The following is a 22,241-nucleotide window of genomic DNA, read 5'->3' on the forward strand; positions in this document are numbered from 1 at the left end:
CTTAGGCAGTCATACCGACAACCCTGCTAGTGCGCGTTTGCAACGCGTACTCTTCGCACAGTGTTGGATACGCGTTGCAGACGCGCGCCAGCCGATTCTTCAGCATCTTCACTTTGGTCATTACCAATCTACTAATAAACTAATTAGCTGACCCCTCTCCCCTGCGTGCAGTCCCTTTTCATCTCTACATATTTTTTCCTACGTCTGTAACAATTCATCCCGACTTGGATCAAAGGGGAAATTTTAACAAAACAGATCATGAAAAAATTACTATTCATATTCAGCACCACCCTCCTTGTACTATTTGCCCATAGCCAGTCGCCTATACAGGTAGAGAAAAGCGGCGAAGGAAATCCAATCTTGTTCTTGCCCGGCTTTACCACGCCGGGATCCGTCTGGAACGAAACCATCGAAAACTTAAATGGCACTTATGAAACACATGTGGTATCCTATGCGGGCTTCAATGGTTTGGAATCTATCGGCACGCCGTGGTACGCTCCAATCCAGGAGGCACTCATTGATTACATCAAGCAAGAGAAGCTCACCAACCTCACCATCATCGGACATAGCATGGGTGGCAACTTAGCCACTGATCTTGCAGCGGCATTTGATAAGGAACTGAGCGGGTTGATACTCGTAGATGCGCTGCCTTGCATGCGTGACCTGATGATGCCGGGTGTGTCTGCCAGCTCCTTGCAATACGACAGCCCATACAACAATCAGATGCTGAACATGCCCGATGATGCATTCAAAAACACCGCCCTTATGATGGCTCGAAACATGACCAACAGCGAAGACAAGGTTGATTTGATCGCCGGCTGGTCGATAGCTGCAGATCGCAAAACGTATGTATATGGATACACCGATCTGCTCAAGCTGGACTTGCGCCCGAAACTTAGCGATATCACTACTCAGACTTTGATCCTGGGCGCCTCCTTTCCAAGCAAAGAAATGGTCCTTCCAAACTTTGAAAAGCAATATGCTAACTTGGAAAACAAAACCATTGAGGTCGCCGACGATAGCAAACATTTCATCATGTTTGATCAGCCGGAATGGCTTTACTCACAAATCAATAATTACCTGGCACAGAATGCCCAATAACACGAAACTATTTGAATCCCTGCACGCTGATTACTACGCGATGGTTCATCAGATGTGCTTGGGATTTATGAAAGGCGATCCCGACCTGGCCAATGACCTTACCCAGGAATCGTTTATCAATACCTGGCGGTCACTGGATAAGTTCAAAGGCGCTGCCAGCTATAAAACCTGGATCTATCGCATTACCGTAAACACGTGTTTGAAGTACATCCGAGACAACAAACAAAAGACGCAGGTCTCAATTGAAACACAAGTGGATCTGGCATCTACCGGTGATCAGCCAACCCATGAGCAACCCCATCAAGAACTCTACCATGCCATTGGCCAACTCAATGAGCTGGACCGACTCATCATCATGATGGTGCTGGACGAACTTGAGTATGATGAAATCGCCAGTGTGGTGGGCATAAAAGAGGGAAACCTTCGCGTGAAAATTCACAGAATTAAAAAGAACCTTAAAAAGATATTAGAAAATGAGTGATCTATTAGACAGCCTGAAAAACAAATGGCAAGCGGCGAAAAGCTCCACAAAAGAGCAACGCCCGGATACAAAAGAGCTTATTCAACTGGCTCGCAATAAGATGAAAGGTGCGGTGAATATGCACATTGGCAACATTGCTGTTTTAGCATTGACGCTTGTTGGAATATCCGCATTCTTCATTTACGTAGCGCAATTTCAAAACACGTTGAGCCACTTTGGCATTCTGCTTATGCTGGGCGGACTGGCACTGCGAATCGCCATCGAAGGCTACAGCATCTATCTATCGAAACAAGTAGACCTGAGCCAGGCTGCGGCTACTGCCAATGATTCATCGCTCCGATTCTATTCCTATCGCAAGCGAATCCATGGACCTGTCACCGTCGCAATTCTGATCGCCTACACAGTAGGCTTCTATATGCTCACACCTGAATTCAGTGATTACTTCACCACCAATCAGGTCATCCTTTTAGACCTTTCCTATTTGGGAGCCGCAGTGATTTTTATTTATTCCATTCGCAAGGCGATTAAAAAAGAAATGAGCCTGCTGGATGAGCTGAATGAGCTTAGCGAGCAGTTTGAGTAAATATAAAAGCGGCCTCAGCCGCTTTTAATCTCTTATTCTCCATCTCCCTTCTCACACAATTGCTTTATCGATTGCTCTGTGGAGTTTTTTCCCCAGGTAGGTGCAAACGGATTTTCAGGTTCGCCCACCTTATCAAACATCACAAGCGCTTTGAATAAACTGCCACATGCTTCGTCGGTTCCGCTACCCATAAATTGTGCCGTACCATACTGCATGCGTCCCATCAGGAAGTGCGCACGCGGGTTATTCGGATCCAATGCGAGTGCTTTCTGAAAAGAGGCAAAAGCCAGTCCACTATAAGTCATGCCTCGGGTAGCCGGATCAACCGCGAGCTTGATCATTTGTACATAGCCTCGCATGGCTTCCAGTTCCGAATCATTAGGTTTGATTTCAGCACCTTTATCTACCGCCTTCATTGCCAGATCCAGGTACTTATCCTTGTCATCCGCGGCTTCTACCATATCGCTCATTCGTAAATAACCAAATGCCACGTAGTAGTAGGGTTCCCATCGATCACCTTCAGCCTCCCCAATCCGGTTGAGGTTGTTGATCACCGCTTGCATTGCTTCCGGAGTTTCCGCCGAAAACATAGCCGGGATATTTTTCCCCATGGCTTTTTCGAACTGGCCGTTTGCCAATGTGAGTGTTGCACAGAGTACGCCGAGTATTAGTATTAGATTCTTTTTCATAATTGATAATTGTTTGTGTTTTGATCTTAAAGATTTGGTAACTGATTAATGCCTTTGTTTTTTGAAAGCGTGATAAACACGCCTAAGAAGACGAAACGTCTGGCTGGTGGTGTAATGGCCTTGCTAGCGTAAAAGCCGGTTTCGTTGGGCTGATCTGCATATTCATACCCGAATATGTTGTTGATCCCCAGCACATTATTCACCATGGCATGCACGATGATTTGACTGCTATAGAGGTAGCTTATATTGAAGCTTAAGTCGTGATATGCGGGAGTTTTGCCACCTAGAAACTGCTCACTGTTCAGGTCGTTGTAAGGCCTTCCACTTGCAAATGAATAGGTAACTCCAATTTGACTTTTGATGTCCTCGATGAATTTCTTCATCACAAAGGAGAAGTTGTGGGCAGAAGCAAATGCCGGCGTGAAAGAACCCGGAAAGTCTCTATGCTCCCGCTCCGTCTGCAAGAATGAGTAGCTCACCCAGTAATCCATGTTTTTGAAGGTCTTGTTGTCTCGCCAGAAAAAGTCGATCCCACGAGCATGTCCATTGCCATCAAATTGAAAGGTGGTCGGATCATAGATGCTGCTGTATTTAACCAGATCAGAGTAGCGCTTTTCATAAGCTTCCACTCTGAAGCTATGTCCCTCTTTCACCCACTGGTAGTTCGCGATGTAGTGTTGCGCCATTTCCGGATTCGCTCCGGGATTGGTCAGGATGATTTGGTTTTGAGGCGTCTGATAAAATTGACCGTAGGCCAGGGATATCTGACTGTTCACACCTGTTTTGTAGGCTGTTGAAAAGCGTGGTGTCAGGGTTGTTTGGCTATTCAGGTCATTATGCTCCATTCTCAATCCACCTTTGAAAGCCAGCGCGGAGGAAGCAAAAACCTCCGTTTCTACAAACGATGCAGTTAGCGTCTCATCAAAGTCCTGGTCAAATGGACCATTAACATCGGTAAGTGTTTGATCCAGATTGCGTTTGAATAGTTCACTTCCGAAAAGGATAGCCAGACGATCCGAGTGCTGGTAGTCAGCAACAACTTTCACATGTCCGCCTCGCAATTGCTGCGCTCTGCTGTTGGTAGAAATCGAAGCAAAGTCATCGCTCTGCGTCAGCGAAAGCCCTCCTCTTATTCCCCATTTATCAGTTATCAGTTCACGATACGAAGCATTGAAGTGTCCGTAATCATTGGAAACCTTCACCGGGTGATCCACTTCTGGATTCACAATATCTGATTCGAAAAGCTCCATTCTGGAAGTGCTCAGGTTGGTATAAAACTTCAGCAATCCGGTCTTACTCGTCTTCAGTCTGTAGGCGAAATTTCCATCTAGACTTGTCGGTGCTTTGTCCCAGTTCAGATTTTGTGGCGCCAACTCAAAGTATGGAGTGAGGTTGGTGTACTGCACTTTTCCGGCAACAGATCCATTTGCAAATGCTCGTGTGGCTGAGATATCTGCTCCCACAGACATGAGAGAAATATCTGTTCGGTTGGCTTCAGCTACATCCTTGGATTGTAGGATGAGCGCTGAAGATAGCGCCTGCCCATACTCGGCAGAGTATCCGCCTGTGGAAAAGCTCATTCCTTTAAACATAAAGGGTGAAAACCGACTTCTGCTTGGTGTGCTAGGTGCTGCCGGTCCATATTCACTATGCACCAACATCCCATCAATGAATGTTTTGGTTTCACGTCCGTCGCCTCCCCGCACAAACAACCGGCCGGTCTCTCCCACGGTTTGTGTACCCGGCAAAGTATTGAGTGCTCCGGGGATATCGGCAGTAGCACCCGCGGTAGTCACTATATCCAGAGGCTTCATCACTTCGCGCTTATTTTCGTCCGACGCATTGAAGGACCCTGCAGTAATGACTACTGCATTCAGTATGCTTACTTCCTCTTTTAGTGCGATTGTTAGTTCCTGACCTTTGGATTCAAGTGGAAGCTCTGCCTCATGAAAACCAATAAATGAAGCAATGAGTACCAGGCTATCGGTCTCTGATGTTGAGAATGAAAACTTTCCATCAATATCAGTGGTGGCACCATCATAGGTACCTTTCAGATATACATTTACTCCCAGCAATGGTTCGCCGGATTTTTCTGTGACTACACCCGAGATGGTGAACTGACCCAGTGCAGTAAATGTGCCTATGGAAAGTAGTAATACAATTAGTGTCCTCATTTCTTTGACTTTTAGCATAAGCCAAAAGTGAACGTGAAGACACTCCTTCGCTAATAAGCTTTACCGAACTGTAGAAATAAAAGGATGAATTGTAAAATGTCTATTCATGGACAAAGAAACGTCTGCCCGGAATGTCAATGGTGATGGATTTATCCTTGAAGAGGCCACTGCCGATGAGTGCTTCATAAATAAGCCCTTCCCTGAAGAGCACTGTTTTCGTAACCACCGGCAGATTAGCATCGCATATTGTCAATGCTTGGTCTGCTGAATAATCCTTCAGGCTCCGCTTTTGTATAGGTGTTGTGTAGATCCTTGAAGGTAACTGGGCAGAGTCCAGTTCCAGCTGATTCATGAAATAGGGATTTAAAAGAAATAGCTCATGACCACTTCCCGTATCAAATTCTGCGTTGACCGTTACTTTATTCCCAACACAAACAGGAATGCTAATATCCAGGGACGCGTCCCCTTTCTGATGCAAGCTGATTGGAACAGATTCATAATTCGACGCGATATCATCAACCTCAGCTTTGCTTAGCAATCGAAGTGTTTGATTCCGGTAGTCAATGGTGAAAGCTTTATTTCGAAAAAAAGTCATCGATAGTAAGCCTTCAATGCCGTAATCATCGAGTGGCGGATATACAGCTCCGATAATATTTTTCTGTACAAATCCACCTAAGTCAATGGAGTTGATAGCATAAAGTTCTCCATCCAGTCGGTCTCCATCGTGTCTAAAACCAGTAAAGAATCCGCTTTCCTCTGCATTGTTGGATATTTTTTTGAAAAAACCGGAAGACATCACAGTGACGCCTGCTCCTGTGTCCAATATGAAGTTGGCGGGTATTGTATCGTTTACTTTCAGCGAAACAACAATATGACCTCCCTCAAGGATGGTTAATGGTATTTCTTGTGAATAGGCACGACCTACAATGAATAAGAGAAACAGTGTTGTATGTCTTAATACTCGTTTTTGACAGATCATTCTAATTTAGATTTAAAGGGTGAAGCAACTCAAAGCCACTAAAGAACATCATTACTATAAGCAAAAGTCTAAGAAGGCTTTGGCTATAAATTGTAAAAATCAGACAGTTTGAATCTAGAAGAAGCATATCCCAAACATCCGCTTGTTGGCCGATTTATTGATAGGTATCAATTCTACAACATTGAAAAGACCACTTTTCTCAAGTCCATCCCTAACGGAAAAATTGAGTCGTGGGTGATTAACAATGGCTCATGTCAACTATGGGATGATAATCTTCAAAAGTTCAATGAAAACAAACAAAGTGGATTCTATCCAGCCAGTAACTCCACCGCATTCTTCAAAATAGAAGGCGGTTTCAAATGTCTAAACATCAAATGGAAACTCAATGCCCTTGCTCTTCCCTTTTTCAGACGGTTTCAAAGCGATTGGTTAGATTTTTCTCTAGAAGAGTTTGTGGGTAAAGATTCCTTTTCAGAACTAAGTCATTTTTATAATCCTTCAGGTGAGGGAATTGAGGTTAGCCGGTTAGACGAAATATTTGAAAAGGCCATCTCCAGGCATAAGATTGATGCAAGGGTTTCTCAAATGGTGAATATCATCTTGACCAATTTCCCAAATGGATTTAAAGTACCGGACTTAGCCTCCTATATGTGCGTCTCCAGGAAGACACTAGAACGACAAATCAAAAATCACCTGGGCCTTTTTCCGAAAGAACTTTCCAACATCTTAAGATTCTCAAACACCACAAACTATCACCTAACCCAACAAGGACAACTCTTTTTTACCGACTCTATCAAATTTGGCTATTACGATCAGTCGCATTTTATAAAAGAATGTAAGAAGGTTACCGGGTACACTCCTACCGAATTTTTTTCTAAATTGAAGTTTTCAACCAATGATTTAATCATTGAAAATGATAACCTAACCTTGAAAACATGAAGAAATTTATTCTAAGCCTGGCAGCTCTTGCTATCATTAGCACACTGGCTGCTCAAAAATTTGATAAGAAGATTGAAAAAATGGTCGCAGAAACCGAGAAAGATGTCATTGAGTGGCGCCATTGGTTTCATCAAAATGCAGAGCTCAGCAATCGAGAGTTTGAAACATCGAAGCGAATCGCTGAGATCCTTCGAGAAATAGGCTATGAACCTCAAACGGGAGTAGCCAAGACGGGCGTTGTAGCTATTCTTAAGGGAGGCAAACCGGGTCCGGTAGTTGGCTTACGTGCCGATATCGACGGATTGCCTGTCAAGGAACGAGTAGAGTTACCATGGGCTTCCAAGCAAATAGCAGAGTATAATGGTGAGCAAGTTCCAGTAATGCATGCATGCGGTCATGATACTCATATAGGGATACTTCTAGGCGTTGCTAAAATGCTTTGGGAAATGAAAGACGAGGTTCCCGGAACAGTAAAGTTTATTTTTCAACCTGCTGAGGAAGGTGCCCCAAAAGGAGAAGAAGGCGGAGCTCAACTGATGGTAAAAGAAGGTGTACTTAAGAATCCGGATGTAGATGCTATTTTCGGTTTGCATATCAATGCACAATCTCGTGTTGGCACCTTGAAAGTGAGACCAGAAGGAATCATGGCAGCCGTTAACTCAATGCGTATAGACATCAAAGGAAGGCAAGCTCATGGCTCTGCTCCTTGGGATGGCATTGATCCGGTGGTAACTGCAGCTCAAATCATCAATAACCTTCAAACGGTCATTAGCCGAAACATGAAGCTTACCGAGGCACCTGCCGTTTTGACCATAGGTGCAATTCATGGTGGAGTGAGATACAACATTATCCCGGAAGACCTGTACATGTTAGGGACCATTCGAACTTTAGATGCTGATATGCGAACACAAATCCTGCAACGTATCAGAGAAGTGGCAACCAAAACAGGAGAAGCAAACAATGCAGAAGTTGAGGTGTGGATCGATGAAGGCTATCCGGTAACATACAATGAAGTTCCATTGTACAACAAAATGCTTCCTTCCTTGAAACGTGCTGCCGGGGAAGAAAATGTAGAAATCATTAAACCGATCACAGGTGCGGAAGACTTTTCTTTCTACCAGGAGCAAGTACCGGGTCTATTCTTCTTCGTAGGTGGATGCCCACCCGATAGAGATCCGGACAAGGTGGCCGGACATCATACACCTGATTTCTATGTAGATGACAGTGGAATGAAGTTAGGCATGAAAGCTATGATGGGCGTAACCCTCGATTATCTAAACAATAAATAGTTTTATCTAAGAATATTACTATTTGATGGCCTAATAATTACAATTCATAGTTAAATTACCTACCATTATATATGGTACAATCCCAATATATAATGGTAGTATTTGAATACATCTTTGAGCTATAATTATTAAACATTAAGAGCTATGGGATATTTATTCAATCTATTTGCGAAGAAGGACACGTATAGACTTTCCAAAACAAACGCTGGAGAGTGGGTGGTTAAGAAGAATTTGAAAATCCTCTACATCGGATCTAAAGAAAAGTGTCGAACCTATATGAACCAGCTTAAAGTGGCTTAGCGGTGAGCCCACGAAGGTTTCATTCAATTAGGTGTATGACCCTGTCGAAAGGCAGGGTTATTTTTTTTAGTCACGGTCTGCCCAGAAACCAAACAGCCAATTGCCAGGTGATTTTTCGTCGTTTGACCTAAAAAACTCATCTACGGCATGCATCAATTCTCTCTTGGTGATAAAATCGTCACCATCCCTGTCTAGTTTGATAAATGCTTTTGCTGAATGCTTGATTGGAATGTGGTAACACATGAACATATCTGAGTATTCATTGACAGATATCACACCATCGTTATTCACATCAAATGCATCGAAAATGGAGCTTATCATATGGACAACCCAACTTTTGTAAACGTGCTCATTCCCCTTGCTTAACATATTGTCAAAAAACTCCAGGAAATGCTCCTCATTAGCTTCACCACCCTGACGTTCAAAGTATTTCTGAAACATTTTCCAGCTCTTTACACTTCGATCGATCACTTTCTGGTATTCATCCGTACCAGGCTTGAGTGTCCATAGTACACAAAGGGACTCTCCAATTTCCATGAAATCGTTGGATTCCAGAATCCCGTTACGATCCTGATCCAGGACCACATGAAAGTAATGTGATATTTTTTGTTTCTGTAGCGGCGTAAGCATTCGGTCTTTGTTTGAAATTCAAAAGATAATTGATATATCTTAATACACAAGGATATGCAAAGGTGACCAAAGTGGAAAATCACAAACAATGTGTCTACATTATGTCTACCTGAATAGTTAAGATTTTCAGAGGCTTTTAAACCGTTCATAAGCCATTCGCTCCAGCTCCTCCTGATGATCGGGATGGGCAATATTGATCAGTGCTCTTGCTCTTTCTTTGAGACTCTTCCCAGAGAGATTTACAATTCCGTACTCGGTGGCCACATAGTTTACATGGGCGCGTGTGGTCACAACACCCGCACCTTGCTTCAAAAAGGAAACAATTTTTGATGCGCCTTTATTGGTGGTGGATCTCAAAGCAATGATAGGTTTTCCTCCCTCCGAAAGAGCTGCTCCTCGCATAAAGTCCATTTGACCTCCAACACCACTATAAACGGAACTCCCAATGGAATCTGCGCATACCTGACCTGTAATGTCTATTTCAATCGCACTGTTTATGCTAGTCATCTTTGGTAGCTTTCGAATCACTGCTGTATCATTTACATATTGGATATCGAGTAAACGAACAACCGGATTGTCATCCACAAAATCATAAAGCTTTCGTGTGCCTAAGATAAATCCCGAAACGATCACGCCGGGATGTTTCGTCTTGTACTTGTTAGTGACAATACCTTTTTCAATTAAAGGCAACAAGCCATCTGAAAACATTTCTGTATGGATGCCCAGGTCTTTGTGGTTCCCGAGGCAAGAAAGCGTAGCGTCAGGAATGGAACCAATTCCCATTTGAAGGGTGGCGCGATCTTCAATCACGCTCGATACGTGCGTACCAATTTTTTTATCTTCAATAGAAAGCTCTTTGGGCTTCATTTCTGGAATAGGGCTGGCGTGTTCATACACCGTGTGGAACTTACTGACATGAAAAAGTCCATCGCCATGCGTTCGGGGCATCTCGGGATTGATTTGAGCAATAACTTTTTTTGCATGCTCCAAAGCGGCTTTAGTGGTTTCAACAGAAATACCGAGAGAACAATAGCCGTGTCTATCAGGCGGAGATACCTGCACCAGAGCCACATCTAAAGGAATAGTTTCATTCCGAATCAATCGGGGAACTTCACTAAAAAAAATAGGGATGAAATCACCTCTCCCTTCATGAATGGCCTTACGAACATTACCTCCTGTAAACATGGATTTCACCCTGAAGTTTTCGCTGTATTGCTCATCGGCATATGGAGCCGGACCTTCCGTATGCATTTGATAGATGTTTACATCTCGAAGCTCATTTGCACGAGCTACCATCGCCTCTACCAAAACGGTCGGCACTGCGCCTCCGGTATGAAGAAAAACATTGTCACCTGACTGGATAGAGGATACGGCTTCTAATGCTGTTTTTGCTGTTTTCATATTCCGGATTGCTAAATTGCTGGCTATTGATTTGCTGCGAATTTAGCGGGAGTATGGATTTGAAGATATGACCTAAATCATGCCAAGCAATGACAAATTATTTGCTCTCATCTCGTTTCAGATGAGCCTTCAATTTCTTTGTTCGGAGGTACGAAGGAGAAGAGGCCCCAGACTACTTTACATAATCACAAGGGGCCCCGCTCTACTATGATTTTCTTAATATTTCTTTAAAGCCACTTTTTTCCTTGCATCTTTTCAACCAGGAATTGCATATCATCGTCTGAGCCAATAGTTACCCGTGCCCAGTTTGATTTGGAAGGCCATCCCCCTGTCAATAAAATCTTATTCCCCCACATTAGGCTTTTATACTCATTGAATTTTTGCACATCATAAAAGACGAAGTTTGCATCACTCTTTATGTAAGGAATACCCAGCTGATCCAGGGATTTATAAAAAGCCATTTTACTCTTCTCATTAAAAGTTCTTGACCTGGCAATGAAACTGTCGTCTTTAAGAGATTCGATTGCTGCAGCCACACTTAATGAGTTAGGCATATTTCCCGGAAATCCCAATGTATATTTAGCCTCCATTGACCGAACAAACTCCTCAGGTCCCAGCATGTAACCAATCCTGAGACCAGCCATTCCATAGACCTTAGAAAAGGTACGTGTTATCAAAACATTCTTCCCTTCCTTAATCAAAGGCGCCATGGTATGACTCCTCCATGAATTGAGGTAATGAATGTAGGCCTCATCAATTAAGAGATGAGCCTTGTTAGCTATCGAACTGCAAAATGAGCGAAGGTCATCCGGGTTGCAACTTGTCCCGGTAGGATTGTTTGGATTACAAATAGTGACCAACTTTGTTTTAGAGGTAACCGCAGATTTCATTGCCGGTAAATTCATCCTGAATTGTTCATCGACTTCTATCGGCCTAACCTTAGCTCCTATTTTTCTTCCAAAATTTCCCACCACATCAAAGCTTGGGCTCGGGACAATAATCTCGCCAACATTTGCACCGAAGTGCGAGGAAATCATAATTAGAGATTCAAATGAACCATGACTCAGAAGTACATTCTCCGGCTTTAATCCTTCTTGCTCGGCAATCAACTCTTTCAGAGCCATGAAGTCGTATGAATGAAATGTAGCGTACTTGCTCGCTCGGGGAAGTTGTTCTTGAATTATTTGCGTGACTTTCTCACTTGGTCCGAGTGGGTTTTCGTTGAAGAGAAGTCTTCTCACGCTTTCATCCCCTTGTATGTGTGATAAAACCTTAGGTGAGGTCTTTCCAAATACATCCAGCCCATTAAGTATTCCAAACCCGGCGCCAGAAGCTAGTGCCGAAAGCTTTATCCACTCCCTTCTTTTAATCGTTGTACTCATAGTGTTTTTGAGGTAAAGAAGTCAGTTACCTTCAAATTAAACCTATGAATTCATGAATGATGAAATGATTTAAATGCTCAACTGAGGCTTTTTCGGAATTCGGAAGGGGTTGAACCGGTAGTCGACTTAAAGACATTATTGAATGTCCCTAGATTATTAAACCCCGAATCGAAAGCAATGGAAATGATCTTCTGTTTAGGATCAACCTTGATCAGTTTTTTGGCTTCCTCTATCCGTAGCTGATTGACAAACTGTGAGAAATTGCAATTTCCGTATTTATTAATGATCAATGAAACATCACGTTCCAGAAGATTCATTTTGCTTGCGAGTGTTGCAAGCGAAAGGTCTGATGATTTGTAGAGCTGTTCTTCAAGTATCAGTTGTTGAAGGTTGGAAAAATGGGCTTTTCCTTCCTTATCTGATAATCTTGAATTGAGATACCTGGATGCAGAGCCTTTGAAAAGTTTTTGATGATTCAGGGCTACAAACAGAAGAATGAAGATCAAAATTGAAAAGGAAACCGATCCTAACGCATACAATGGAAGGAACTTCAAAAAAATCAGGGCATAAATCAGCCACATAAAAAACAATCCAGCAGTAAGGGAAGAAGCCCATTTGATATGCTTATTGCCGACTTTCATTCGATTTTTAGTTAAGCAAAAGGCAGATAAACCTACATAGGTGAAGGACTGCATCAAAATAAGAGAGTAACTGATTATCCAAAAATTATTGTCACCACCATTGGGCAGCAATGGAGACAAAAGAAAGTATCCGATTGCTGGAATGAAATGTAATCCGTCTAGTCGATGAAGTTTTTGCTTACCTAACAATATGCTGATATAGAGAAAAAGTAAAGGTCCGACTGCAAGGTTTGCGGCAAGGCCTAAATTTTTAATCACAAGCGGAAGCTCAATGTGGGTATAAAAAATTGACTTGGTGATCCTAAGCGATAAAGCGATAAGTAGCCAGGCTAATAACCGATTCTCCAACTTGCTATTCTTCAGCAGGAAGAAACCGAAGAATGAGCTGATGCCCAGACCTATACTACTTAAAACCGAAGTGATCAGGATTCCTTCCATGTGTTAAATATAGAAAACGAAGTAAAACCAAGTTGGATTCACTTAGAACCGAAAAAAAAGTTTTCCCCGCCAGAACCTGCTGCTTAGAAGGTGGTTCTTATCTCTTCAAACCCTCGCAAACGAAAAAACCCGCTTTTTAGCGGGTTTAGATCGTGATTGCACAGGGACTCGAACCCCGAACCTGCTGCTTAGAAGGCAGCTGCTCTATCCAGTTGAGCTATGCAACCATATTTTGTTGCGGAGAGAGGGGGATTATTTCATGATCCCCAAATTGGGGAAAGATGAAACAAAATGCTGATACTTCGTATCAGACCAACCTCCTCAATCCCTCCTTCAAGTAAACTTGAGTTGGGATTTCTCCGGTTGTTGCTTTCGCAACATTTTGTTGCGGAGAGAGGGGGATTCGAACCCCCGGTACGATTTCTCGCACGCATGTTTAGCAAACATGTGGTTTCAGCCACTCACCCACCTCTCCAGTGGCATTAGCTAATGCTCATTTTCAGTCAACATTTTAACCAAAACTCCATCTCAAATCATCCATTGAAAACAGGATATCCCTGAAAAGGAGTGCAAATATAAAAGTTACCTTCAAAAATCCATTTCCTTCATTCAATTCTTTATTAATTTCCTTTCAAATAATTTTCAGGCATGAACAAAACCCAAGTTCTAATTGCACTTGTTATCTTAAGTCTATTCGGCGTAATCAGTACATATCTGGACGTTTCAAGCTTGTTGCTCGAAGAGGATGAGCCTGCCGTAGAGAGAAAAGTGCGTGATGGAGAAGTTCGCCAGTTCACAAAAGATCAACGGTTAAAAACTGTTGTAAACTACGATAAAGGAATAAAGCATGGCACCTCATACCTGTATCACAATGACGGCAAAACCGTACTGCTCGCCATGCCGTACGTCCAAGGAAAACGTCAAGGTGTTTCAAAGAAGTACTACGAAAATGGTAAGCTATATGCTTCCACCTCTTATCAAAACGATTTGCTCCACGGTCCGCGAACCTTATATTATTCTTCTGGCCAGATAAAGGCGGTTATTAATTACGGTAATGGAAATCCTGGATTAGCGACCACTGAATATTTACTCGACGGTACTCAAAAGAGTGAAAATGAAATCGTCGCAGACAAACGTGGAAGGATTATTCACCTTTCAACATCAGAGGCATGTAAGGACTCCAAGTTTTATATTGGAAAGCTAATTGAAGATCAATTTTTCAACGCGGTACATCCAGACGTAAAATTGCTAGCTGAAGAAGATGGTGAATACTTTGTCGATATTGATATTCATACACCAAGCTATCTGAGGTATCAGGATATCATTTGCCATTGCGAAAGCAAGCAAGGCAATCCGATCATTATGAAAACCCGACTTTATTAAAAGTAATACGGAGGCGTATTAACGCCGCTCTTCCTAAAAATTGTTAATCCATACAAATCTACCTTTTCCGAATGCTCGGTTCTGTTAGATTTGCCGCTAATGAAATGGGTAAACGCGATCGGAGTTTTTGAAATGATAATAGCAGGAGTTTTTATACTCCTCTATATAGCTTTTATATGGCGGGTAATCCGCACAACCAAAAGACTTGGACTACCGGCAAGACGTGTTGCAATTAAAACTATCGTACGTACCAGTTACTTCGGTCTAATAGTGGCAGCTTTATTGGGTCCAAGCTTTGGGGATGCTTCCCGAGAAGTAAAAACGGTAGGTAAGGATATTTTCATTTGCATTGATCTCAGTCAATCCATGAATGCGGTAGATGTGCAACCCTCCCGACTTGAAAAAGTAAAGTTTGAACTGAAAAACATTGTTGAAGCATTCAACTCAGATCGTATTGGATTGATCATGTTTAGTAGTGAAGCGTACATGCAATGCCCGCTTACTTATGACAATAACGCTCTTAACCTATTCATTCAAACATTGAATACAAACATGGTTCCTAATTTCGGAACTGATTTTGGCCCACCACTCGAAATGGCAACCGAGAAGTTGATCGCTGACGATACGGTAATTACCCGATCCAAATCCAAAATCACCATACTAATAAGTGATGGTGAGGACTTTGGCGACAACACGGATGAGATAGCAGAAGAGTTAGAGTCTGAAGGCATCACACTCTTCACTCTTGGAGTGGGTACCAAACAAGGAAGTAAAATCCCTACGAGAAACGGATTCAAGACGGACAACAATGGAAATGATGTAGTGTCGCAGCTAAACTCTTCTTCACTTGAAGATCTGGCGGAAAACTCCGGAGGCGAATATTTTGAAATAAATGAATCAAGAAACGATGTGGCCCGTTTGATTAATGCGATCAACAGCGTAGAAGGAGAAATGCGCGACTCAAAGCAAGTAGATGCTACACAGAATAGGTATTACTACTTTCTGGGTTTAGCATTGTTTTTGATGGCAATAGATATATTGTTTAGCGTGAAATTGATAAAACTATGAAGACCTTTTTGATATTCATTTTTGCAATACTGATCAATGATCCAAAAGAGATCGCCAAGATCAATTCGCTCAAAAAGGAAGCAGAAGCTGCATATCTGGCTAAGGACTATGAATTAGCCATTTCAAAGTATACGCTTCTTCATGATTCTCTAGGAGTAGATGATCCTGCAGTTAAACTCAATCTTGCTCATGCACATTATCATCTTGGTGATACTGCAGGCGCGAAGATGAACTACGGCAAGCTCACAGGATCAGAAAATAAGCGTATGAAATCTATAGCGCTTCAGCAACTTGGCGTAATGAGCAAAGATGCCGACAAATTGGAGGAAGCATTGCAACAATTGAAATCGGCCATAAAAGCTGATCCTTCAAATCAGGAGGCTATCTACAATTATGAAGTCGTGAAGAAATTGCTTGAAGAGCAGCAAAAACAAGAAGAGCAGCAAAAACAGGATCAGCAAAACAAAGACGGAGAAGACGAGCAAGAGCAACAAAATCAGGATCAGAAGAAAGACGGAGAAAAAGAGGAGCAAGAGAATAAAGACGGGGAGAATCAAGAAAAGTCTGACGAAGAGGATCAAGAGCAAAAAGAGCAAGAAAAGAAAGATGGTGAAGAGCAGGAAAGTGAAGAAGAAAAGTCTCAGGAGCAAATGACAAAAGAGAAGCTGGAAGAGATGGGAATCAGTGAAGAGAAAGCCCGACAGCTATTGGAAGCCATGAGACAAAGCGAAATCAAATACCTTCAGCATCAGCGCAGAAAACCAACGAAACGTCCTCCAAGCGGCAAACCAGATTGGTAATCAGCTAACATTTACATCATTACTTTTTCCCACTTGATTTTACGATCTTTGCGTCCCGATTTGAACCATCGGGACTTTTTATTGATTATTAACATATCCATTAATTAACCCAATCAATTCATATGAAAGAAGTTTATATAGCATCAGCAGTACGCACACCCATCGGTAGCTTCGGTGGTAAACTGGCTGGATTTTCTGCAGTTCAATTAGGCACCACCGCAATCAAGGGTGCACTCGAAAAGTCCGGTGTTTCTGCAGAGCATGTTAATGAAGTGTACATGGGGAATGTACTTTCTGCAGGTCTTGGACAAGCTCCAGCTCGCCAAGCTGCAATTGGTGCAGGCATCGGCCACAATGTGCCGTGCACAACCGTAAACAAAGTGTGTTCCTCTGGTATGAAGTCTGTAATGCTGGGTGCTCAGTCGATCATGCTAGGCATCAACGATGTGGTGGTTGCCGGCGGAATGGAAAGTATGTCCAACGTTCCTTTCTATGTGCCCAAAGCTCGATTTGGATATAAGTATGGCCATGGTCAGCTCGTCGATGGATTGATGCATGATGGCTTATGGGAAGCGTATAACGAGTTTCCAATGGGGAGCTGTGCGGACAATACTGCGAAAGAAATGAATATCTCCAGAGAAGCTCAAGATGAATTTGCAATCAATTCTTACAAGAAGGTTGCGGCTTCAACAGAGGCAGGTGAATTCAAAGACGAAATCGTCCCGGTTGAGATTCCACAAAGAAAAGGAGATCCGATGATAATGGATGAGGATGAAGAGTTCAGAAACGTGAACTTTGACAAGATTCCGGCACTCAGACCTGTTTTTAACAAAGACGGTACTGTTACAGCCGCGAATGCATCCACAATCAATGATGGTGCCTCAGCGCTTGTACTTGTAAGCAAAGAAAAAGCAGAAGAGCTAGGATTGACTGTGATTGCCAAAATCAAAGGTTTTGCTGACGCAGCACAAGATCCGATGTGGTTTACCACTGCTCCTTCCTTGGCCGTACCTAAAGCATTGGCGCATGCCGGAGTTGAAAAATCTGACGTAGACTTCTGGGAAGTGAACGAAGCGTTCTCCGCTGTTGCGCTTGCAAATCAGCAAGAGTTGGAGTTGGATGGAGATAAACTCAACGTGTTTGGTGGAGCAGTCGCAATGGGTCACCCACTCGGAACTTCAGGAGCAAGAATTATCACAACGCTTATAAACGTGCTGAACAAAAAAGGAGGAAAAATTGGATGTGCAGGAATATGCAATGGTGGAGGCGGAGCTTCCGCAATTGTCGTAGAGAAGGTATAATCTAAGATTTACAATTTATAAATTAGCCCTGCGTTGTTTCGTTGGGCTTTTTTATTTTAATATGACCAAATCACTAACCACTATCACCAGCATCCTACTTTGCTTAACAGCATTGGGACAAACCGAAATACAAACATATTACAACCAGGGGCAACTGAAAGAAGAGTATGTCATTATCCAAAATGACAGCTCACTGGTTGATGGTCCATACAAGATGTATGACCCGAGTGGTAATATCATTGTAAGCGGGCAGTTTGATGCAGGAGCAAAGGATGGCATCTTTTACAACTACTACCCAGATGGAAGTATCCAGAGACAAACCATCTACAGAAATGATCTTCGAGAAGGACTTACCCAAGTTTTTACATCTTCTGGTAAAGTGATTCAAGAATCCACTTTCCACAATGACACAATCGTCGGTGCTATTCGCTTATATGACGAAGAAGGAAACTTAAAAGGAACAACCAACTTTCAGGATGGAAAGCCTGATGGGCCGGTCCTCTCCTATTTTAAAAATGGTAAACTCAAAGAAGAGGTTAACTATAAAAATGGCAAACCAAACGGACTCACTCAACAATTTTATGAGAATGGCAATCTCAAATTGGAGGCGAATTATCGTGCAGGACTTCTAGATGGTCAGTACAAGACCTATTATCCTTCAGGTAAATTAGAAATGGAGGTAGTAAACAAGCAGGGAGACCGATCCGGCTCTGTCAAAATGTACTATGAAAACGCTCAACTGAAAGCTGTTGGAAATTATGCCAATGGAGGTCTTCAAGGAGATTATTTAGTGTATTTCGATAATGGTGACAAAAAAAGTGAATACAAGTACAAGGATGGTTATCGCATTGGAAAAAGTATAGACTACCACGAAAACGGAGAAGTCAGACTAGCCTCCACCTTCACGAATGGTGGACTAAACGCTTCCATCAAAGAATACAGTGAAAAGGGTCAGTTGATAGCTGAAAAAGACCTACTCAATGAACTCCCGCACGGTACTTGGAAATCCTGGGACACCAAAGGGAATCCACTTACTATCAATCGATATGAAAAAGGTAAAATGCATGGTCTGCAGGAAGTTTTTATCAAAGGCAAAAAGCAGTCAGTGACTGAATATCGTTTTGGGAACAAGTACGGAATTTATAAGGAGTTTTATCCTACCGGAGATCTTAAAGTAGAAGCTAACTATGAATTAAATAAGCTTCAAGACGATTATGTCTCCTATCATAAAAATGGTCAGATAGAATACTTTGGTAAGTATGTAAGAAACAGGCGCCACGGCATTTGGATGTACTACGACAAAAAGGGTAACCTTATCGAAGAAATAACCTATAAGCAAGGTGAGAAAATAGAAAATAACTAACACCTCAGCCGATTTTCCGTAAATGGGGTATGTCATCAAAGTTTCTTGTCACAATCCTGGGAGCACTTACACTCTTTAGCTGCACAGAGGAAGTCGTTCCCGAAAGGTTTTATCCACGCAATGACCATGAAGCCTACTGGTATTCACTCAAGCAAGCCAACTTACTCAGCACCGCTTTGGGCAAAGAATGGGTCGGAGCGGCAGACAAACCATTCAATGCGCAAATCAAAATTCAGTTACCCTATCAAGAAGCTTTTGAAATATCCGACTTAAAGCCTGACGCCTTAGGCTATCGATTTGATGTCAAAAGAGGTCAGAAGATTCTGATCAATATCGATCTGATCACCTCGGATACGACTCGTGTATTTGTGGATTTATTCAGAGTGGAGAATGACAGCCTAAATCAATTTCGTCAAGTGGCCTCTGCCGATAGTATCCTTGACCTGACATTTGCTCCGCGTCAAGATGCTTCCTATTTACTTCGATTACAGCCTGAGCTACTCCGGGGTGGTCAGTTTACTATCACCATTGAAAACGTGCCAACGTTAGCTTTTCCTGTAGCAGGCAAAGATCAACGAGCGATTCAAAGCTTCTTTGGAGACCCGAGAGATGGTGGACGGAGAGATCATCATGGCGTAGATATTTTCGCAAAGAGACATACGCCTATCATTGCCCCTATTACGGCCGATGTACGTTTTGTTGGAACCCGCGGAATTGGAGGTAAGGTAGTTTGGCTTTATGATCGAAAAACCGGCAATCATCTCTATTTTGCCCATTTGCAAGAACAGAAAGTCAAACGATACGATAAGGTAAATCCGGGTGATACCATCGGCACTGTTGGCAATACAGGTAACGCACGATACACGCCTCCGCACCTACATTTTGGAATTTATAATAATGGTCCAATCAATCCATTTTCCTTCATTGCAGAAGAGTATAAAAGACCATCCGTGTTTGCGGCCGACACACTTCTGCTGGGCAAAGAAATATTACTTGATAAGATGCTCCCAATAAAAAATGAGATGAGAACCACTGCACAGATAGTTGATACGCTACAAGTAGGTGAGCAACTTAAAATCGCTGCTGTCAATCATAATTACGTACGCATAATTGCCCCTTCAGGGAAAATAGGCTTTCTCACAAAGGCAGCCATTCGCGAACTTTGAGTGGGAATCAGTAATTTCATCACATGATTTTCTTTCGAACCATCAGGGCATTTCTTGCTGACAAGGAGTATCGAGATCTGCTGCTCACCAGTACTGCAATTCTGATCATTGGCACGTTCGCATATCACGAGCTTGAAGGCTGGAGTTATTTGGACTCTTTTTACTTTTCTTTCATCACACTCACCACTATCGGATTCGGTGACTTTGCTCCACAAACCGACAGTGGGAAAATATTTACAATCATCTATATAATTATTGGAGTGGGGATAATTTTATCTTTCATTAACACACTTTACCTACACTACAATCAAAGTAGAAAGCAGAGTAAGAAGAAAAAGGATTAATTTTCTTCTTCAATTAAACTAACCACCATGAAAAACCTATTTAGCCTCCTGCTCATTGCGCTGAGCATATTTTTAATCAATTGCAGTAAAGACGATTCTGGCCCTGTTGCCGATATTGATGAATTAGATCCTGCGCTACTTGCTCCACTTATTGGTGATTGGACTGCAACTTCGGTTTCCACCTCCGGCTGTACCAATTCAAGTGACAATGGCACAAACACATGTGGCGATTTTACTTTTTGCTTATTTGTCCAGATTTCTGATGAAGGGCTATATGGTTTCAGTGATAATACCGATCCTGATCTGAGCGAAACTACATTTGGAGTGCTCAAAACTTTGACATCTACATCCTTTCTGCTCTGTGAACCAGGTTTGTTTGGAGAAGAAGAGGTTTGTAGCAATACAGTGACTTATAGTTTCACAAATTCCACAACACTTTCCGTCAGATTTACGGATGACGATGAGCCCGGCTGTACATTCTCAGCCACATTCACGAAAGACTCCTAAGTCACTCAGTTGATATACGAAATTCGAAAGATGGTTCCGGCCAGGTCATCCGATACCAGCATGGAGCCATCCTTTGCAAAGACAATATCTACGGGTCTGGCCCAGGCGGTATTGGTTTCCTTATTTAGGAATCCAACGGCAAAGTCCTCATAAGCTGTTCCTTGACCATTATTCTCTGTTACAAGAGTTATTTTATGTCCAGTGTGCCCTACTTCTGCATCGCGGTTCCAAGAGCCATGCTCAGCGATAAAAATTTTATTGATATACTCTGCCGGAAATGAATTGCTAGTGCAAAATTTCAACCCAAGCGGAGCTACATGCGGTCCTAATTTTTGGGCAGGTTTTACAAAATCAGAACAAGGATATTTATCTCCAAACTCAGGATCTTTCACCTCTCCAGCATGACAATACGGATACCCAAAATGTTGGCCACTCTCCGCCACTCTGTTTAGCTCACATGCGGGACTATCATTTCCCAGCCAATCACGTCCATTGTCAGTAAACCACAACTCCCCGGTTTCAGGATGCCAGGTAAACCCAACGGTATTTCGTACACCATGTGCAAATACCTCTCGCTCAGAGCCATCGGGATTCATTCGTGTAATACTTGCATACATTTCGTTTTTACTTTCGCAGATATTGCATGGAGCACCGACAGGTACGTATAGCTTGCCATCCGGACCGAAAGCGATGTATTTCCAACCATGATGTGCATCTGTAGGATAATCTTCATAAATCTTAATTGGGTCTGATGGATTGTCCAATTTGGCTTCAATATCATCAAACCTCCACAGCTTGGATACTTCCGCCACATAAAGAGATCCATCCTTAAACGCTACTCCATTGGGCATGCGTAAGCCACTGGCAATTACATACCGCTCATCCGCTTTCCAATCACCATCAGTGTCTCTCAGCGCATAAACTTTGTCTCCCCCCCGATTACTTACAAATAAGGTTCCGTTTTCTGTGAGTGCCATGGATCGTGCGTTGTTCACTCTGGCAAAAACATCAATTTTAAAACCAGCAGGCAACACAATCTGATCCAGATTCAACCCTTCGTTCGAATTCAGAGAAATCTCTTCAATTTCCTCTTCGGAATTCTTTTCATCAAGAGATTTAGATGAACAAGAAACCAATAAAATCATTAGAATAAGTGAAGAAATTCTTAGCATATCGTTTTTTATTTCAAGTTAAATCATACTGCTGACAAATGTAAATCGAAGGATTTTACAGTTAAATAGAATAATTAAACTGTACGTCCAATTTGTTCTATAGATTGTAC

22 protein-coding genes and 2 tRNA genes are annotated in these 22,241 nt (G+C 42.5%); 14 read left to right on the top strand and 10 right to left on the bottom strand.

The window, feature by feature from the left end; translation table 11 throughout:
• Positions 1-258: 258 nt before the first annotated feature.
• From ACL8WY_RS03290 to ACL8WY_RS03300, 3 genes are read left to right on the top strand one after another with little or no spacing between them, the layout of a single operon-like run.
• Positions 259-1,101 carry an alpha/beta fold hydrolase gene (locus ACL8WY_RS03290; protein ID WP_436516981.1) on the top strand — a complete coding sequence of 281 codons (843 nt, stop codon included), beginning with the start codon at positions 259-261 and terminating at the stop codon, positions 1,099-1,101.
• Positions 1,091-1,582: an RNA polymerase sigma factor gene (locus ACL8WY_RS03295; protein WP_436516982.1), complete on the top strand. Its 492-nt coding sequence runs from the start codon at positions 1,091-1,093 to the stop codon at positions 1,580-1,582. The genes ACL8WY_RS03290 and ACL8WY_RS03295 overlap by 11 nt, the downstream gene beginning before the upstream one ends.
• Positions 1,575-2,165: a hypothetical protein gene (locus ACL8WY_RS03300; RefSeq protein WP_436516984.1), complete on the top strand. Its 591-nt coding sequence runs from the start codon at positions 1,575-1,577 to the stop codon at positions 2,163-2,165. Before ACL8WY_RS03295 ends, ACL8WY_RS03300 begins: the two co-directional genes overlap by 8 nt.
• A 32-nt stretch (positions 2,166-2,197) precedes the next feature.
• On the opposite strand, the gene ACL8WY_RS03305 is transcribed toward ACL8WY_RS03300, so the two are convergent.
• The 3 genes from ACL8WY_RS03305 to ACL8WY_RS03315 form a co-directional block, all read right to left on the bottom strand.
• On the bottom strand, positions 2,198-2,854 hold the full coding sequence (locus ACL8WY_RS03305; RefSeq protein ID WP_436516986.1) for a tetratricopeptide repeat protein: 657 nt from the start codon (positions 2,852-2,854) through the stop codon (positions 2,198-2,200).
• A 26-nt stretch (positions 2,855-2,880) separates the two neighbouring features.
• Entirely contained in the window at positions 2,881-5,028 is a 2,148-nt protein-coding gene (locus tag ACL8WY_RS03310; protein WP_436516988.1) for a TonB-dependent receptor, read from the bottom strand.
• 100 nt (positions 5,029-5,128) lie between these two features.
• The gene (locus ACL8WY_RS03315; RefSeq protein WP_436516990.1) at positions 5,129-6,007 is read right to left on the bottom strand and encodes a retropepsin-like aspartic protease family protein; all 879 of its coding nucleotides are present in this window, start codon (positions 6,005-6,007) and stop codon (positions 5,129-5,131) included.
• A gap of 108 nt (positions 6,008-6,115) precedes the next feature.
• Here ACL8WY_RS03315 and ACL8WY_RS03320 point away from each other — a divergent pair, with 108 nt between their 5' ends.
• The 3 genes from ACL8WY_RS03320 (at position 6,116) to ACL8WY_RS03330 (ending at position 8,535) form a co-directional block, all read left to right on the top strand.
• Complete coding sequence (locus ACL8WY_RS03320) at positions 6,116-6,946, top strand: helix-turn-helix domain-containing protein (protein ID WP_436516992.1); 831 nt, start codon at positions 6,116-6,118, stop codon at positions 6,944-6,946.
• Positions 6,943-8,235: an amidohydrolase gene (locus tag ACL8WY_RS03325; protein ID WP_436516994.1), complete on the top strand. Its 1,293-nt coding sequence runs from the start codon at positions 6,943-6,945 to the stop codon at positions 8,233-8,235. The genes ACL8WY_RS03320 and ACL8WY_RS03325 overlap by 4 nt, the downstream gene beginning before the upstream one ends.
• Before the next feature lie 144 nt (positions 8,236-8,379).
• Positions 8,380-8,535 (top strand): hypothetical protein, encoded by a 156-nt coding sequence (locus ACL8WY_RS03330; RefSeq protein ID WP_436516996.1) that lies wholly within the window; start codon positions 8,380-8,382, stop codon positions 8,533-8,535.
• A gap of 66 nt (positions 8,536-8,601) precedes the next feature.
• Here ACL8WY_RS03330 and ACL8WY_RS03335 read toward each other — a convergent pair whose 3' ends face one another.
• The 6 genes from ACL8WY_RS03335 to ACL8WY_RS03360 form a co-directional block, all read right to left on the bottom strand.
• Positions 8,602-9,165 (bottom strand): EF-hand domain-containing protein, encoded by a 564-nt coding sequence (locus ACL8WY_RS03335; RefSeq protein WP_436516998.1) that lies wholly within the window; start codon positions 9,163-9,165, stop codon positions 8,602-8,604.
• Between the two features lie 126 nt (positions 9,166-9,291).
• The gene (locus ACL8WY_RS03340; RefSeq protein WP_436517000.1) at positions 9,292-10,566 is read right to left on the bottom strand and encodes an acetyl-CoA hydrolase/transferase family protein; all 1,275 of its coding nucleotides are present in this window, start codon (positions 10,564-10,566) and stop codon (positions 9,292-9,294) included.
• A 227-nt stretch (positions 10,567-10,793) separates the two neighbouring features.
• A complete protein-coding gene (locus ACL8WY_RS03345) occupies positions 10,794-11,948 on the bottom strand; it encodes a pyridoxal phosphate-dependent aminotransferase (RefSeq protein WP_436517002.1) in 1,155 nt (384 codons plus the stop codon).
• A 77-nt stretch (positions 11,949-12,025) separates the two neighbouring features.
• Positions 12,026-13,027, bottom strand: coding sequence for a helix-turn-helix domain-containing protein (locus ACL8WY_RS03350; protein WP_436517004.1), 1,002 nt, complete (start codon positions 13,025-13,027; stop codon positions 12,026-12,028).
• Between the two features lie 153 nt (positions 13,028-13,180).
• Positions 13,181-13,254 (bottom strand) — tRNA-Arg (locus tag ACL8WY_RS03355).
• Positions 13,255-13,415: 161 nt separating this feature from the next.
• Positions 13,416-13,502: transfer RNA gene (locus tag ACL8WY_RS03360), tRNA-Ser, on the bottom strand.
• Positions 13,503-13,675: 173 nt separating this feature from the next.
• Between ACL8WY_RS03360 and ACL8WY_RS03365 the strand changes: the two genes are divergently transcribed.
• The 8 genes from ACL8WY_RS03365 to ACL8WY_RS03400 all read left to right on the top strand — a co-directional run bounded on the left by ACL8WY_RS03365 (position 13,676) and on the right by ACL8WY_RS03400 (position 20,959).
• Entirely contained in the window at positions 13,676-14,410 is a 735-nt protein-coding gene (locus ACL8WY_RS03365) for a toxin-antitoxin system YwqK family antitoxin (RefSeq protein ID WP_436517005.1), read from the top strand.
• A 99-nt stretch (positions 14,411-14,509) separates the two neighbouring features.
• On the top strand, positions 14,510-15,478 hold the full coding sequence (locus ACL8WY_RS03370; RefSeq protein ID WP_436517006.1) for a vWA domain-containing protein: 969 nt from the start codon (positions 14,510-14,512) through the stop codon (positions 15,476-15,478).
• The gene (locus tag ACL8WY_RS03375) at positions 15,475-16,278 is read left to right on the top strand and encodes a hypothetical protein (protein WP_436517008.1); all 804 of its coding nucleotides are present in this window, start codon (positions 15,475-15,477) and stop codon (positions 16,276-16,278) included. The genes ACL8WY_RS03370 and ACL8WY_RS03375 overlap by 4 nt, the downstream gene beginning before the upstream one ends.
• A gap of 122 nt (positions 16,279-16,400) precedes the next feature.
• On the top strand, positions 16,401-17,579 hold the full coding sequence (locus tag ACL8WY_RS03380; RefSeq protein ID WP_436517010.1) for an acetyl-CoA C-acyltransferase: 1,179 nt from the start codon (positions 16,401-16,403) through the stop codon (positions 17,577-17,579).
• A gap of 61 nt (positions 17,580-17,640) precedes the next feature.
• Entirely contained in the window at positions 17,641-18,942 is a 1,302-nt protein-coding gene (locus tag ACL8WY_RS03385) for a toxin-antitoxin system YwqK family antitoxin (protein WP_436517011.1), read from the top strand.
• Positions 18,943-18,971: 29 nt separating this feature from the next.
• Positions 18,972-20,108 (top strand): M23 family metallopeptidase, encoded by a 1,137-nt coding sequence (locus ACL8WY_RS03390; protein ID WP_436517012.1) that lies wholly within the window; start codon positions 18,972-18,974, stop codon positions 20,106-20,108.
• A gap of 23 nt (positions 20,109-20,131) precedes the next feature.
• Entirely contained in the window at positions 20,132-20,452 is a 321-nt protein-coding gene (locus tag ACL8WY_RS03395) for a potassium channel family protein (protein WP_436517013.1), read from the top strand.
• Between the two features lie 27 nt (positions 20,453-20,479).
• Entirely contained in the window at positions 20,480-20,959 is a 480-nt protein-coding gene (locus tag ACL8WY_RS03400; protein ID WP_436517014.1) for a hypothetical protein, read from the top strand.
• A gap of 5 nt (positions 20,960-20,964) precedes the next feature.
• On the opposite strand, the gene ACL8WY_RS03405 is transcribed toward ACL8WY_RS03400, so the two are convergent.
• The gene (locus tag ACL8WY_RS03405; RefSeq protein WP_436517015.1) at positions 20,965-22,131 is read right to left on the bottom strand and encodes a PQQ-dependent sugar dehydrogenase; all 1,167 of its coding nucleotides are present in this window, start codon (positions 22,129-22,131) and stop codon (positions 20,965-20,967) included.
• Positions 22,132-22,241 lie beyond the last annotated feature (110 nt).

Source organism: Ekhidna algicida (assembly GCF_051379705.1).
In the GTDB taxonomy this organism is placed as follows: Bacteria; Bacteroidota; Bacteroidia; order Cytophagales; family Cyclobacteriaceae; genus Ekhidna.